This window comes from Streptomyces sp. UW30, assembly GCF_008042075.1.
Classification (GTDB): Bacteria; Actinomycetota; Actinomycetes; order Streptomycetales; family Streptomycetaceae; genus Streptomyces.
On sequence record NZ_RDBN01000027.1, the window covers coordinates 92,897 to 105,542 of the forward strand.

15 protein-coding genes are annotated in these 12,646 nt (G+C 70.7%); 6 read left to right on the top strand and 9 right to left on the bottom strand.

The window, feature by feature from the left end:
* Nucleotides 1-46 precede the first annotated feature (46 nt).
* Nucleotides 47-1,519 carry an FAD-binding protein gene (locus tag EAO75_RS14440; protein WP_147995460.1) on the bottom strand — a complete coding sequence of 491 codons (1,473 nt, stop codon included), beginning with the start codon at nucleotides 1,517-1,519 and terminating at the stop codon, nucleotides 47-49.
* Nucleotides 1,520-1,609: 90 nt separating this feature from the next.
* Between EAO75_RS14440 and EAO75_RS14445 the strand changes: the two genes are divergently transcribed.
* Nucleotides 1,610-1,795: a hypothetical protein gene (locus tag EAO75_RS14445; protein WP_261989288.1), complete on the top strand. Its 186-nt coding sequence runs from the start codon at nucleotides 1,610-1,612 to the stop codon at nucleotides 1,793-1,795.
* Between the two features lie 80 nt (nucleotides 1,796-1,875).
* Here EAO75_RS14445 and EAO75_RS14450 read toward each other — a convergent pair whose 3' ends face one another.
* Nucleotides 1,876-3,690, bottom strand: a complete 1,815-nt coding sequence (locus EAO75_RS14450; protein WP_147995461.1) for an ABC transporter ATP-binding protein — start codon at nucleotides 3,688-3,690, stop codon at nucleotides 1,876-1,878.
* 294 nt (nucleotides 3,691-3,984) lie between these two features.
* Between EAO75_RS14450 and EAO75_RS45845 the strand changes: the two genes are divergently transcribed.
* Together EAO75_RS45845 and EAO75_RS14455 are read left to right on the top strand one after the other, a co-directional pair.
* Nucleotides 3,985-4,158: a hypothetical protein gene (locus EAO75_RS45845; RefSeq protein ID WP_187284436.1), complete on the top strand. Its 174-nt coding sequence runs from the start codon at nucleotides 3,985-3,987 to the stop codon at nucleotides 4,156-4,158.
* 108 nt (nucleotides 4,159-4,266) lie between these two features.
* Nucleotides 4,267-4,701, top strand: coding sequence for a hypothetical protein (locus EAO75_RS14455; protein ID WP_261989295.1), 435 nt, complete (start codon nucleotides 4,267-4,269; stop codon nucleotides 4,699-4,701).
* Between the two features lie 18 nt (nucleotides 4,702-4,719).
* On the opposite strand, the gene EAO75_RS14460 is transcribed toward EAO75_RS14455, so the two are convergent.
* From EAO75_RS14460 to EAO75_RS14470, 3 genes are all read right to left on the bottom strand, one after another.
* Nucleotides 4,720-5,646 (bottom strand): GNAT family N-acetyltransferase, encoded by a 927-nt coding sequence (locus tag EAO75_RS14460; protein WP_147995463.1) that lies wholly within the window; start codon nucleotides 5,644-5,646, stop codon nucleotides 4,720-4,722.
* An 80-nt stretch (nucleotides 5,647-5,726) separates the two neighbouring features.
* Entirely contained in the window at nucleotides 5,727-6,125 is a 399-nt protein-coding gene (locus EAO75_RS14465) for a peptidase M23 (protein ID WP_147995464.1), read from the bottom strand.
* A gap of 34 nt (nucleotides 6,126-6,159) precedes the next feature.
* Nucleotides 6,160-6,534 carry an SH3 domain-containing protein gene (locus EAO75_RS14470; protein ID WP_147995465.1) on the bottom strand — a complete coding sequence of 125 codons (375 nt, stop codon included), beginning with the start codon at nucleotides 6,532-6,534 and terminating at the stop codon, nucleotides 6,160-6,162.
* A gap of 214 nt (nucleotides 6,535-6,748) precedes the next feature.
* On the opposite strand from EAO75_RS14470, the gene EAO75_RS14475 reads away from it, so the two are divergent.
* Nucleotides 6,749-7,198 carry a hypothetical protein gene (locus EAO75_RS14475; protein ID WP_147995466.1) on the top strand — a complete coding sequence of 150 codons (450 nt, stop codon included), beginning with the start codon at nucleotides 6,749-6,751 and terminating at the stop codon, nucleotides 7,196-7,198.
* 66 nt (nucleotides 7,199-7,264) lie between these two features.
* Here EAO75_RS14475 and EAO75_RS14480 read toward each other — a convergent pair whose 3' ends face one another.
* Nucleotides 7,265-8,239 (bottom strand): helix-turn-helix transcriptional regulator, encoded by a 975-nt coding sequence (locus tag EAO75_RS14480; protein ID WP_147995467.1) that lies wholly within the window; start codon nucleotides 8,237-8,239, stop codon nucleotides 7,265-7,267.
* A 136-nt stretch (nucleotides 8,240-8,375) separates the two neighbouring features.
* Here EAO75_RS14480 and EAO75_RS14485 point away from each other — a divergent pair, with 136 nt between their 5' ends.
* Together EAO75_RS14485 and EAO75_RS14490 are read left to right on the top strand one after the other, a co-directional pair.
* Nucleotides 8,376-8,771 carry a RidA family protein gene (locus EAO75_RS14485; RefSeq protein ID WP_147995526.1) on the top strand — a complete coding sequence of 132 codons (396 nt, stop codon included), beginning with the start codon at nucleotides 8,376-8,378 and terminating at the stop codon, nucleotides 8,769-8,771.
* 123 nt (nucleotides 8,772-8,894) lie between these two features.
* On the top strand, nucleotides 8,895-9,689 hold the full coding sequence (locus EAO75_RS14490) for a DUF817 domain-containing protein (protein WP_187284437.1): 795 nt from the start codon (nucleotides 8,895-8,897) through the stop codon (nucleotides 9,687-9,689).
* 52 nt (nucleotides 9,690-9,741) lie between these two features.
* Here the strand turns inward: EAO75_RS14490 and EAO75_RS14495 are convergent, their stop codons facing one another.
* From EAO75_RS14495 to mgrA, 3 genes are all read right to left on the bottom strand, one after another.
* Nucleotides 9,742-10,068 carry an antibiotic biosynthesis monooxygenase family protein gene (locus EAO75_RS14495; RefSeq protein ID WP_147995468.1) on the bottom strand — a complete coding sequence of 109 codons (327 nt, stop codon included), beginning with the start codon at nucleotides 10,066-10,068 and terminating at the stop codon, nucleotides 9,742-9,744.
* A gap of 125 nt (nucleotides 10,069-10,193) precedes the next feature.
* Entirely contained in the window at nucleotides 10,194-11,354 is a 1,161-nt protein-coding gene (locus tag EAO75_RS14500; RefSeq protein WP_147995469.1) for a S1 family peptidase, read from the bottom strand.
* Between the two features lie 215 nt (nucleotides 11,355-11,569).
* Nucleotides 11,570-12,613 carry an L-glyceraldehyde 3-phosphate reductase gene (gene mgrA, locus EAO75_RS14505; protein WP_147995470.1) on the bottom strand — a complete coding sequence of 348 codons (1,044 nt, stop codon included), beginning with the start codon at nucleotides 12,611-12,613 and terminating at the stop codon, nucleotides 11,570-11,572.
* Nucleotides 12,614-12,646: the final 33 nt, after the last annotated feature.

Consider the following 12,646-nt stretch of genomic DNA (forward strand, 5'->3'; position numbering starts at 1 on the left):
GGCGAACATCCACGTCATGTGCGGGGGGGGGGCCGGGTGGAAGGGCTCAGAAGATGCCCTGACCCGGGACCAAGATGCCCCGCGGGTCGTACGTGCGCTTCGCCCGCTCCAGCCGTGGCCACACCGGGCCGAAGTGGGTGCGCCAGTCCGCGCGCGTGAAGGGGACGCTCCCGACCGGGTACTGGGTGCCGCCCGCCGACGCGGTGACCTCGTAGGCGGCACGGTTGGCGGCCAGGAGCCGCTCGACGGTGGCGGTGTCGTCGGGCGGGGTGGCGCGCAGCACGGCGAAGAGGTAGGGCGTCGCGTCGTCGGGGGCGCGCAGGAGCGGGGTGGTGAGGCGGTCGCGCCGGACCGGGTAGAGCAGCACGACGCCGGGGCCGAGGTCGGCCGGGGTGAGGGCGTCCAGCATCCGCGCGGCGAGGGCGGGCGTCGACTTCCCGGGGAGGAGCAGGTTGAGCCAGGGGTGGGCGTACGCCCAGAGGCCGGCCTCCTTCAGCGCGGCGACCGCGGGGGCCAGCCGGTCGAGGAAGTCGTAGTAGGCGAGGTCGGCGCGCTGGACGCCGGAGGTGTTGTGGCGCAGACCGCGCAGCAGGTCCGTGTCGTCCGGTGCGGGGCCGGCCGGCGGGCCGTAGGCCACCGCCTCCAGGGTGTGGACGCGGAAGGAGCCTTCGGAGTCCGGCGAGATCTGGCCCTCGACGTAGTCGAAGCGTCCCTCGCGCACCAGGGTGCGCTGGTCTTCGAGGAAGGTCTCCAGATCGTCGTAGGGCAGCAGGTAATGGCGTACGGTCTGCGGCGCTCGGACCAGGCGGACGGTGGCGCCGACGATGACGGCGCACTGGCCGAGTCCGGCGAGGACCGCGTGGAAGAGGTCGGCGCGCCGGGACCGGGAGCAGCGCACGAACTCGCCGGCTCCGGTGACGACCTGGAGCTCGGTGACGTTGTCGACCTGGGCGCCGTGCCGGTGGGTCTGGCCGCCGAGGCCGCCGACGCAGAGGGTGCCGCCGACGGACAGTTCGAGATAGTCGGTGAACACGGGCGGGGTGAGGCCGTGGGCGATCGTGGCCTTCGCGAGCTCGCTCCATCTGATGCCGGCGCCGACGGTCACGGTGGTGCAGTCCGGCCCGAGCGGGCCGATGTGCGCGAGGGGTGCCGTCTCGATGACGAGGCCGCCCGCGACCTGCGCCTGTCCGTGGGTGGCGTGTCCCTGGCCGCGCGGTGCGACCGGCAGACGGTGCGTGTTGCAGAACCGGACCATGGTCACGACGTCGCGGACGGACCCCGGGCGCAGCACGGCGACCGGGCGGCGGTGCACGATGTGCCCGAAGTCGTCGGACGCGGCCGCGAGCGACGCCTCGTCCGTGCTCAGCGTCCCGTCCAGCGGGGGAATCCCCACCAGGTCCGGTACGTCGGCGTCCGCGGTCGTGGCCCAGCCGCGGGTGGCGGGAGCGAAGCCGATCACGGCCACGCCGGTGGCCGTGAGTCCGCGCAGAACGTTACGTCGGGACGGCGTATGGGACATGTTCGGCCACCTCACGAACCATCTGGAATCGCCAAGACCGGGTCATCCTAGGAGAGTTGAGCTCGCATCGCAGGGGCGAAACGCCGGGCGATGCGCGCGCCGCGCGGTCCTGGCCACCGCTCGGGCGCCTCGCGGAGCGGCCTCGGCCGGGCCGGACTCACCGGTGCGCAGGCCCTGGAGGGCCGCACCTCGCATGCGGCCCTCGCCGCCCGCGTCGCCGAGGCGCTGGTGCGTCTCACGGTGCCGCGCGGACACGTGGTGCAAGGCGAAGTCTGAGCGGGCAGCCACTCGGCCCGGGCGCGGGCGCTGCTCCGCCAGTACGGTGGCGCAGCGCCCCGCGCGGGGTCGTGCCGAGTTCAGGGCAGCTCGGCCCGGGCCGGGCTGTCGTCGAGGAAGCCACCCGACTGGTGCTGCCACAGCTTCGCGTAGGCACCGTCCGACGCCAGAAGCTCGTCGTGGCTGCCCTGCTCGACGATCTGGCCGCGGTCGAGCACGACGAGCCGGTCCATGGTGGCGACCGTGCTCAGCCGATGCGCCACCACGAGCGCCGTCCGCCCCTCCATGAGCCGCCACAGCGCCTCCTGGACGAGGATCTCGCTCTCCGAGTCCAGGGCACTGGTGGCCTCGTCGAGCAGCAGGATCGGCGCGTCGCGCAGGATCGCCCGGGCGAGGGCGACCCGCTGGCGCTGACCGCCGGACAGTTTGATGCCGCGCTCGCCCACCATGGTGTCGAAGCCGAGCGGCAGCGCGTCGGCGAACTCCGTGACGTGCGCCGCCTCGGCCGCGCGGCGGACCTCGGCGTCGTCCGCGTCCGGTCGGCCGAACGCGATGTTGTCCCGCAGCGAGCGGTGGAACATCGCCGGGTCCTGCGGCACATAGGCCATCAGGCCGCGCAGGTCGGCCTGGCGCAGCCGGCTGATGTCCTGACCGCCGATCAGGATCCGTCCGGCGTCGATGTCGGTCATCCGCAGCAGCAGCCGGGTGAGCGTGGTCTTGCCGCCGCCCGACCGGCCCACCAGGCCGATCCTCGCCCCGGCAGGCACCTCCAGGTCGAGCCCGTCGAACAGGGGCCGGCCCCCGGCGTGGGCGAAGGTCACCTTCTCGAAGCGGACGTCGCGGGCCCCCGGCAGCAGCGGTTCCGGTGACGGCGGGTCGAGCACGGTCGGCGGGTTCAGCAGCAGCTCGGTGAACTGCGCGGCCTCCGTCATCGAGCTCTCCAGCCGACGGTAGATCTGGTTGAACTCGAACAGGATCCGCGTCGCGTTGCTGTAGTAGGTGAAGGCGACCACTATCGCCTCCACGCCGAGCTTGCCGCCGCCGAGCGTGACCGCGAGCAGCAGGCCCAGCGCGTTGGTCAGCACCGACATCGGCGCGACCAGGGTGTCGATGCGCAGATTGCCGTAGTCCCACGACTGCAGCGTGAGCCGCCGGGACGTGGCGACACGGGAGCGGTGCTCGGCGGCCTCGCGCCTTTCGGCGGCGAACGCCCGCACCGTGTCCATGTTCATCAGGCTGTCGGCGACATGCCCCGACACCCGGGCGATCGCCTCCTCACGCTGGTCGACCAGCGCCTGCCGGCGCCGGATGAGCGGCACCACGCACACCGCCGTCACCGTGATCATCGCCAGGAGCCCGACGACCAGCAGCGGTTCGTAGCGCCACAGCACCACCGCTCCGAATGCCAGCGGCACGAACATGCCCACGATCTGGAACGTCAGCGTGTCCACGAACTGCTCGAAGCGGGCGGCGAAGCTGAGGACTCGTTTGGTGAGTGACCCGGCGAAGTTGTCGTGGAAGAACGAGGCGTCCTTGGCGAACAACTCGTCCATTCCGACCACGTACAGATGCTCGATGCCCAGCGCGTCCAGGCGGTTCAGGCAGTGCAGCGCGACGCGCCACAGTGCCTCCGACAGCAGGAGCACCCCGACGAAACCGAGCACGTACGGGAGCGCCGAGGCGACGGTGACGCCCGTGTCGTCGGCGATGTCGCCGACGAGCTTGGCGACGATCAGCGGCGCGACGTAGTTGATTCCGATGTTGCCCGTGGCCGACAGCAGCATCGCCGGCAGCGCCAGCCGGCGCAGACGGGCCAACTCCCGTCCGTAGTAGCGAAGTGCGAGAAGCACCGACCGTTTGCCCGGCAGAACCCTGCGTGCTTCTGGCTTTCCCATCCCACCCCTGTGATGTTCCGCGGCTGCCCGCTACGCGCTCCCGCGGGCAGGGGGCATCGCCGCAATGATTACGTGGAGTCTCGATTCGGATACGCAGTGTCCCGCGAGGGCGGCGGCGCAGTCCAAGCGTTTTCCGGGCCGATGGGAGCGCATGGGGGGCGTACGGCTCAGCCGGAGCCGCGACTTCCCTGTACCACAAGTAACATGATCCACTTTTCTCTCAGGTGCACTTCCCGGTCACCTCGGCGCCCGCTCAGCCGCGCCCTCTTCTTGTCGACCACTCCGAGGACTTCCATGTCGTCTCAAGGCGATGCCCTTCAGCAGGCACACACCGACTACGAACAGCACATGCGGACCTGCCGGCAGTGCTATGCCGACAACGCGCACTGCGCGGTCGCGAAGCACCTGCTGCGCCTGTACAACAACGCCCGAAGAAGCGGCGCCCGACAAGGCGTCCGTGACCGCTGACGGTCGGCTCACGGCCATGCCCCGGTGTGCCGCGGGCCGGGGCCGCACGGTATGCAGGGGGTACCCGAGACTCAACTCCCCTGGCCCGTGGAGGACTTCGTGCCACTCATGCCCCGCTCGCCGTCCGGCTGGACCATGGCCGTCTTCGGCGTCCTCGCCGCCGGACTGGGCGTGGTGGGCCTCATCGCCCCGGACGCCCTGCTCACGCTCATGGGCTTCACGCCCGTCGCGGACTCCCGGCGTGCCGAAGGGGACCACACGACGGTCTTCGTGACGGCCTCTTCCATGGCGGCGCTCAACATGGGCGTCTACTACGTGCTGGCCGCGCTCGCCGACTGGAAGGCCTTCTTCCGCTGGACGGTCCCCTTCCGCCTGCTCACCTGCGCGGTCTTCACGCTCGCGGTGATCGGCGGCCGGGCCCCGTCCGGCTTCCTCGGCGTGGGGCTGTGGGAGGGCATCGGCGCGCTCGTCACGGGAGCCACGCTCCGCTACGAGCAACGGGGCGCACGCGCCCAGGGTGCGCAGGCGGGCCCGGTCACCTAGCGCCCGGGTCCCGGCCCGTCACTTCAGGACGGTCTCCCAGGTGTCCACGGCAAAGTGCACGGACATCCCGTGCCGGGCGTACAGCGCGGGCGCTCCCGTGGCGTTGGAGGTGTCCACGCCGAGCCCCACCGTCTCCCGCCCGCGCCCGGCGAAGGCGGCGAACGCGTGCCTCAGCAGCAGGCCGCCGAGACCGGAGCCCCGCGCTTCACGCAGCACGCCTATGCTCCGGATCCAGCCCATGGCCTCACGGTCGTCGCGCGACATGAGGAACCCGGCGTCGCCCAGGTCGTCGGTGCCGGCGATCCACACCATGGACCAGTCGAGGGCGTCCCCGTCGACGTCGTGCAGCCACTGGTCGTACGTGCGCGGCTGGAAGTCGAAGTGCTCGGCGAAAGTCGACTGGTACAACGCGTGGACGCGTGCACGGTCTTCCTCGTCGGCGCATGCCCGCAGCCGTACGCCGGAGGGAAGTTGCGGCACGAGGTCCTCGGCGGCGTCCAGCGGCCGTTGCAGCACGTGATAGCGCCGTACGACGGACCAGCCGCGGCCCGTGATCAGGTCCGTGTCGAGGGTCGGCTCCGTGTTGAGGTGCAGATGCACCACCGCCCTGGCGGCGCCGTTCTCGCGGGCCTTCTCCAGGGCTCGGGCCTCCATCGCGTCCAGGATCAGCTCACCGGCGCGCTGGTGGTCGGGGAGTACATAGTGGTCGACGTCGACGCGCTCGCCCCCCGAGTCGTCCCACAACAGGCCGTACGCCACCAGCTGTTCGCCGTCGAAGGCCAGCCACGAGTCGCGTTCCAGGGCGATGTCGGGCCGCTTCAGATCGGCCTCGACGGTGTGCAGGTCGGTCTCGGGCCGGCCGATCTCGATCCGGTCGACTTCGTTGAGGAGCTCGGTGACGGCGGCCGCGTCGGCGAGGCCGGCCGGACGAAGGGCGTAAGGCATGACCACAGGGTCCGGGGGAGTGCGCGGCGGCCGCAACGGATTTTCGACGGCAGCCCCGCCCTCCCCCGACCTGCCTGCCGTCAGCAGTCGGGCACGCCCTCGATCTTCTCGCCGCCCCGGATGTAGAGGTTGTTCACCCACGCGATGTCGCTGCCGGCGAACTCCTGCACGGCCGTCCACCAGCTGTTGCCGCCGACGGCGGGGTCATACACGTACTGCCCCTGGGTCTGGCACACGGCGTCCAGCCAGTACTGCGAACGGACCGCGAGCCGCGGCGAGTCCTTGGACGGCTGACTGCGCAGATTGACGTCGGTCGCCCAGATGTAGACGTCGGTCAGGGTCGGGTCGCCGTTGTTCGCGGCCGCGACGGCGGAGCTGTCGGCCCCGGGCGCGGCCTCGGCGGCCGTGGCGGCGAGGGTGCCGACGGAGAGTGCGGCCACCGCCAGGACGGTGGCGTAGCGACGCAGCTGTGTCTTCATGTGTGTCCCCCGTACTCGTGAAAGGTGATGGTGGTCAGCAGGTCGCGGAAGCGGGCAGGTCGCCGTACTCGTTGCCCTTGAGGTAGACGGCGCTCACATAGCCCTCGACGAGCTTGACCCACACGTCGTTGGTGTAGCCGTGGTCCCTGATGGTCTCGCCGTGCACCCAGCAGTACGCGCCGCGCGGCTGGTTCGCCGTGACGCTGCCGACCTTGTCGAAGGAACGCGCCGGGCCGGAGCGGACGTTGACCGTCTCGTACGACACGACCACGTACGGTGCGGCCATGATGCGGGCGCCGCCCTGGTCCGTGTCGGAGGCGGCGACGGCGGTCGCCGCGGTGAGCGGACCGAGCAGCGCGAGCGCGCCGGCGCCGACGAGCGCGGCCCGGGCGAAAGTGCGAGTGGGCATGAGAGGTTCCCCCTGTGGTGAACGGGTCACTTGTGCGGCACGGGGCCGACACTCGCAACCCTAGGGAGACGCCAGGTCAAAGGGACCCTGACTCTTGTCAGGTACCGCAGGCGCGCGGCGGCCCGTACGGTCCTGGCGACAAGTGGTGCCAAACCGGATGACGGCAGGCAGCACAGCTCGATGAGGACACCACCGAACCATGAAAGAGGACCGCATGCGCCGCCGATCGCTCCAGACCCTGCTGGCCACATCGGGCGCCGCCGTGATGCTGGCGCTCACCCCGGTCACCGCCGACGCCGAGCCGTTCTCGGGCGGCAACTACGGGGCCTACGGATTCGAGGGCCAGTACCCGACCGTCGGCGGCTGCACCGGCAGCTTCAGGCAGGTCGGGCCGACCAAGACCGCCTCGGGCATGTCCCTGAAGTACTTCTACTCCGACAGGTGCGGTTCCTACGCCCGCATCGACAACTCCCGCGCCAACTGCGCCGCCCTCATCGAGCGCTCGAACTCCGGGGCGGGGCGCGCCGACGGCTGGGTCTCGGAGACCGTCGACGCGGGCATCAACTACGCCTACACGAAGATCGGCAACAACCTCAGCGGCCGCGTCTCACGCGCCCTGCTGACCTGCGACGGCCACGTCCTGACGAACACGAACTGGTACTGACCGCCAAGCCGTGCCGCGGTCGGGCACCGGCGCCCCGACCGGCCCGCGCCGGGACGCCCTCCACGGTCAGGACGAGTCCCCGTAGCGGGCGGCGATCGCGGCGGCGCGGTTGCGCAGGGAGGTGCGCAGCGACTGCGGGGCCAGGGCTTCCGCGTCCATGCCGAGCTGCCAGAGCGCCCATTCGGCGTGTCGTGAATCCTGGAAGGTCACCTCCAGCCGCAGCCAGCCGTCCGCGTCGGGTTCCTCCGCGCGGACGGCCAGCGCGGTGTCCAGCAGGTCCTCCCGCCGCGCCGGGTTCACCCGTACCAGCACGGCGATGTGCTCGCCGCCGGAGAGGAACTGCGCGGAGCGCTCCTGCCAGATCCGGTCCAGGTCGACCCGGTCCGGCCGCTGTGCAGGTTCGGGGAGTTCCTCGGCTGCCAACACCCGCGACAGGCGGTAGGTGCGGTCCGAGCCGGATCTCGTGGCCAGCAAGTAGCCCCGGTCGCGCACGGTGACGAGTCCGATCGGGTCCACCGTGCGCCACTGCGCTGTCTGGCCCGTGGCCGCGTAGTGGATGCGCAGCTTGTGTCCGGCGAGCACCGCACGCCGGACCTCGATCATGGTGGTGTCGGGTACCTCATCGGCGACCAGCCGGCGTGAGAGCAGGTCGGTCTGCGGGTCGACGAGAAAACGCTGGGCCGCGTCGCTCGCGGTGGCCCGGTGGCCTTCGGGCAGCGCGTCGACGACCTTCCGCATGGCCGAGGCGAGCGCCGAGCCGAGACCGAACACCTGCTCGCCGCGCCCGGATCCGGCGGTCAGCAAGGCGAGGGCCTCGTCGTGGTTCAGTCCGGTGAGCTCGGTCCGGAAACCGGGCAGCAACGCGAAACCGCCGTGCCGGCCACGCTCGGCGTAGACCGGGACGCCGGCCGCCGCCAGCGCCTCGATGTCGCGCAGCACGGTGCGGGTGGACACCTCCAGCTCGCGGGCCAGCGTGTCCGCGGTCAGCCGACCGCGCTGGCGCAGCAGGAGCACCAGCGAGACCAACCGGTCGGCGCGCATGCAAGAACTCTAACGAAATACATGACTAAGGATGTCGTGATTCTTTGGAAGGCTCACTGACACGACGTCGACGTCGGCGGCTGGCGAGCCGGCGGACGTACGTACTCCCAATGAATCGAATGGAGTAGGCGTGGCAGTGGAACGAACGGCGGTCAACCCGGTGCCGTGGTCGGTGGAGATGGGGTTCAACCAGGGTGAGGTCGTCTCCGGACACACCCGGACCCTGTACATCTCGGGGCAGACCGCGATGAACGCGGACGGCAAGCCCCAGCACGAGGAGGACATGGCGGGGCAGTTGACGCTGAGCATCGACAACCTGGAGGCCGTGCTCAGTGAGGGCGGCATGTCGCTCGCGAACCTCGTCCGGCTCAACGTCTACACGACCGACGTCGACCTTCTCTTCCAGCACTACGGCGTGCTGGCGGCGCGGTTGGGTGCCGCCGGAGTGTCGCCGACCACCACGATGCTCGGGGTGACGCGACTGGCGATCCCCGGCCAGATGGTGGAACTCGAGGGAACCGCCGTCGCGTAATGCGACTTGGCCGCCCCTGCCGCTCGTGCCGGTTCGACCGGCACGAGCAGCAGGGGGCGTGTGATTTCCGCCCGGGATGATCTGTGCGTGAACTGCTCACGCCCGGTGCTCGTCCTATGAGTCATGTTCACCGCAAGCAACACCGGCCCCTTGGGCACCTCGCTGCGCCAGCTCTTCGAGTTCGCGTGGATACAGACCCGGTCCTGCGCCTTCGCCATCGCCCTGATGTCCGGCGTGGCAGCGTCCACCCTGCTCCCCGGCCTGCCCGTGGCCCGCTACGACCTGCTGGTCGTCTACGGGGTGCTGCTGACGCTGCTGTTCTGGCTGCGCGGCTGGGAGCACGGGCGGGACGTCGCTGTGATCGCCGTCTGCCATGTGATCGGCCTGGCGTTCGAGCTGGTGAAGGTGTCCCTGGGCTCGTGGAGCTATCCCGAGCCGGCCGTGCTGAAGTTCGCGGGCGTCCCGCTGTACGGAGGATTCCTGTACGCCGCTGTTGGCAGCTACGTCTGCCGTGCCTGGCAGCTGTTCGACCTGGAGCTGGTCCGCTACCGCCCCCGCTCGACGGCCCTGGTCGCCGCGGCCATCTACGTGAACTTCTTCAGCCACCACTGGCTGCCCGACGTCCGCTGGCTCCTGGCCGTAACTCTGCTGGCCGTCACCGCCGGCACCTCCGTGCGCTACACCGTGCGCGGCGTACGACGCCGGATGCCGCTCGCGCTGTCGTTCGTCCTGATCGGCTTCTTCCTGTGGGTCGCGGAGAACCTCGCCACCTACGTCGGCGCCTGGCGCTACCCCTACCAGCTCGACGGCTGGCAGCCCGTGGGAGTGGAGAAGATCGGCGCCTGGTCCCTGCTGATCAGCGTCACCTTCGTACTGGCCGCCGTCGCCCGATCGCGCCGGGCGCCCGGGAAGGAGTGACGGCGGGGGCAGGGRCCGGCCGGACCCTGCCCCCGCCGCCGATCGCTCTTCGCTACTCGCTCTTCGGCCCCGCCTGCTGCACGACCTCGAAGGACCACAGCGTGGACCCGCTCGCCGCCGGCTTGGGCCGCTCGCCCTCCTTGGCGCCGCCTTGGTGGGCCGCCTTCATGGGCCCCTCCATCCAGGCCTGGAAGGACTCCTCGTCCCGCCAGCGCGTGTACACGAGGTAGGTGTCGGTGCCCTCGACCGGCCGCAGGAGTTCGAACCACTCGAACCCGTCGGAGTTCTCCACGGCGTGGGCACGGGAGGCGAAGCGCTTCTCCAGCGTCTCGKGCTGCTCGTCCGGGACGGTCAGTACGTTGATCTTGACTACGCTCATGGTGCTCATCCTGCCGCACGGCCGTCGGCCGACGTGCGGCGGCTCGTGCGTCACGGCACCGGACACCCGGCAGGGAGGAACGGTCGGGCCGGGGATCGCCGCGAACCGCCCCTCCCCACTCCGGATCAGGCCGTGTGCAGGGTCAAGCCGTAGCGGCCGAGGATCTCGTTGACGGGCTGGAACCAGGTCTCCCCGCCGCCGGAGCAGTTGCCCCAGCCTCCCGAGGTGACCCCTTGCGCCTGGTCGCCGCTGATGAAGGAGCCGCCGGAGTCACCGGGTTCGGCGCAGACGCTGGTCTTCGTCATCTGGTGCACCGCGCCCTGGCTGTAGTTGACGGTCTCGTTCTTGGCCAGGACGGCGCCGCAGTGCCAGTGCGTCGTGGAGCCGGACCGGCAGATGGAGGTGCCGACGGGTGCCTCCGCCGAGCCCCGCACGAGCTGGTCCGGGATCGTGCCCCAGCCCAGCACGACCGGTACGGTCCACCAGCCGCTGCCGACGTTCACCCAGGCGTAGTCGTTGTCAGGGAACGAGGAGCCCTGGAAGTTCCCTATGTAGCTGCCGTCCCAGCCCCGGACGCCGGCGCCCGCCTGCCCGCAGTGCCCCGCGGTGATGAAGCCGCCGCGCACCGAGAAGCCTATGGAGCAGCGGACGTTGCCGGTGTAGTAGGGGTCGCCGCCGACCGTGCCCGCGGCGAAGGTGCGCGGGGCGGCGGGGACCGTCTCGACGGTGACGGGGCCGGTCGCGCGAGCACGGGAGACGAAGCCGCGGACATCGTTGTCAGCACGCTTGCCGTCAACGACGTTCACGACGACGGTGTTCGCCACAGGGTCGACATGCCAGCCGCTGACACCCGAAGGCGCGGAGAGACGGTCGATGCGTGCCTTGGTCGCGTCGAGTTCCCGCGCGCTGTGCGTGACGGTGCGCACGGTCGCTCCGGTGGCCCGGACCTCCCGTGCGGTCGTGGCGGGGGCGTCCGAAGTCACGGCCACCGTGAGCCGTTCGCTCTTCGGGTCGAACCACGAGCCGCCGTAGGCGGATCCGGCCGCCTTGCGCGCCCTCGGTGTGAGGTCCATGGCGGTGCGTTCCGCCGCGAGGCGCGTCTCGGCCTGCTCCTTCGACAGGCCGAAGTCGCGCTGCATGGCCTGGAGCAGTCCGGCGGAGGCCGGCGCGGCATCGGCCGTCGTGGGGGAGTCGTCCGCCGCGGCCTGCCCGGTGCCGCCCGCGGTCAAGCCGCCGAACAGCAGGAGTGCGGCCAGGCCGGCGTACTTGAGTCTGCTGCGTCTCAAGGGAGTTGCCCTTCGTCGTTCCAACAAGGTGGGGTGGAACAACCGCAAGCTGAGAGCGCTCTCAATCGGGGTCGGCCAGAGCATAGCCAGGGTGGTGTGTCAGGTCCATACCAAAAGTCCGTCGGATATTCCGGCCGAACGGCCCGCCGAGACGCAGCGCACCCCGGACGCCGTCGGGCGTCCGGGGTGCGCGAAGGAACTGTGCGGCTCGGGCCTCAGCCGAGTTGGCCCGTCCGGGCATCCCGCCACAGGTCGACGCCGCCGTCGGTGGCGTACTTGTCGATCTCGGCGAGTTCCTCGTCGCTGAAGTCGGCGTTCTCCAGAGCGGCCACGTTCTGTTCGAGCTGCTCGGTGCGGGAGGCGCCCATCACCAGCGAGGTCACGCGCCGGTCGCGCAGGGCCCAGGCCAGCGCCATCTGGGCGAGGCTCTGCCCGCGCCGGGCCGCGATGTCGTTGAGCGCGCGCAGCCTGCGCAGCATGTCGTCCGTCAGCCAGGTCTCGTCGAACGACTTGCCCTGCGTGGCCCGGGAACCGGCGGGCACGCCGTCGAGGTAGCGCCCGGTCAGCAGCCCCTGGGCGAGCGCGGTGAACCCGATGACCCCGAAGCCCTCCTGCTCGGCGGCGTCCAGCAGACCGTCGGTCTCGATCCAGCGGTTGAGCATGCTGTACGACGGCTGGTGGATGAGCAGCGGCGTCCCCAGCTCGCGCAGGATGGCGGCCGCCTGCCGGGAGCGCTCGGCGTCGTAGGAGGAGATGCCGACGTACAGGGCCTTGCCCTGGCGGACGGCCGTGTCGAGCGCGCCCATCGTCTCCTCCAGCGGGGTGCTCGCGTCGAGCCGGTGGGAGTAGAAGATGTCGACGTAGTCCAGCCCCGTCCTGCGCAGCGACTGGTCCAGGGAGGCGAGCACGTACTTGCGGGAGCCGCCGCCCTGGCCGTAGGGGCCGGGCCACATGTCCCAGCCGGCCTTGGTGGAGACCACCAGTTCGTCCCGGTAGGGCGCGAGGTCCTGCTTCATGAGGCGGCCGAAGTTGATCTCGGCGGCGCCGTAGGGCGGGCCGTAGTTGTTGGCGAGGTCGTGGTGGGTGATGCCGAGGTCGAAGGCGCGCAGGGCGATCTCGCGCTGGGTCTCGAAGGGCTTGTCGTCACCGAAGTTGTGCCAGTACCCCAGGGACAGCACGGGCAGGTCGAGTCCTGAGCGACCGGTGCGCCGGTACCGCATGGTGCCGTTGTAGCGCTCGGGATCAGCGACGTGGTTCATCGAGTGTTCTCCGCAAGGTGCAGTCGGGGTGGT

Excerpts from the sequence above, each read along its gene's own strand:
- EAO75_RS14445 (WP_261989288.1), top strand. The coding sequence starts at position 1,610 with ATGCGCGCGCCGCGCGGTCCTGGCCACCGCTCGGGCGCCTCGCGGAGC.
- EAO75_RS14465 (WP_147995464.1), bottom strand. The coding sequence starts at position 6,125 with ATGAAGACACAGCTGCGTCGCTACGCCACCGTCCTGGCGGTGGCCGCA.
- EAO75_RS14455 (WP_261989295.1), top strand. The coding sequence starts at position 4,267 with ATGCCCCGCTCGCCGTCCGGCTGGACCATGGCCGTCTTCGGCGTCCTC.
- EAO75_RS14470 (WP_147995465.1), bottom strand. The coding sequence starts at position 6,534 with ATGCCCACTCGCACTTTCGCCCGGGCCGCGCTCGTCGGCGCCGGCGCG.
- mgrA (WP_147995470.1), bottom strand. The coding sequence starts at position 12,613 with ATGAACCACGTCGCTGATCCCGAGCGCTACAACGGCACCATGCGGTAC.
- EAO75_RS14440 (WP_147995460.1), bottom strand. The coding sequence starts at position 1,519 with ATGTCCCATACGCCGTCCCGACGTAACGTTCTGCGCGGACTCACGGCC.
- EAO75_RS14475 (WP_147995466.1), top strand. The coding sequence starts at position 6,749 with ATGCGCCGCCGATCGCTCCAGACCCTGCTGGCCACATCGGGCGCCGCC.
- EAO75_RS14460 (WP_147995463.1), bottom strand. The coding sequence starts at position 5,646 with ATGCCTTACGCCCTTCGTCCGGCCGGCCTCGCCGACGCGGCCGCCGTC.
- EAO75_RS14450 (WP_147995461.1), bottom strand. The coding sequence starts at position 3,690 with ATGGGAAAGCCAGAAGCACGCAGGGTTCTGCCGGGCAAACGGTCGGTG.
- EAO75_RS14490 (WP_187284437.1), top strand. The coding sequence starts at position 8,895 with ATGTTCACCGCAAGCAACACCGGCCCCTTGGGCACCTCGCTGCGCCAG.
- EAO75_RS45845 (WP_187284436.1), top strand. The coding sequence starts at position 3,985 with ATGTCGTCTCAAGGCGATGCCCTTCAGCAGGCACACACCGACTACGAA.
- EAO75_RS14480 (WP_147995467.1), bottom strand. The coding sequence starts at position 8,239 with ATGCGCGCCGACCGGTTGGTCTCGCTGGTGCTCCTGCTGCGCCAGCGC.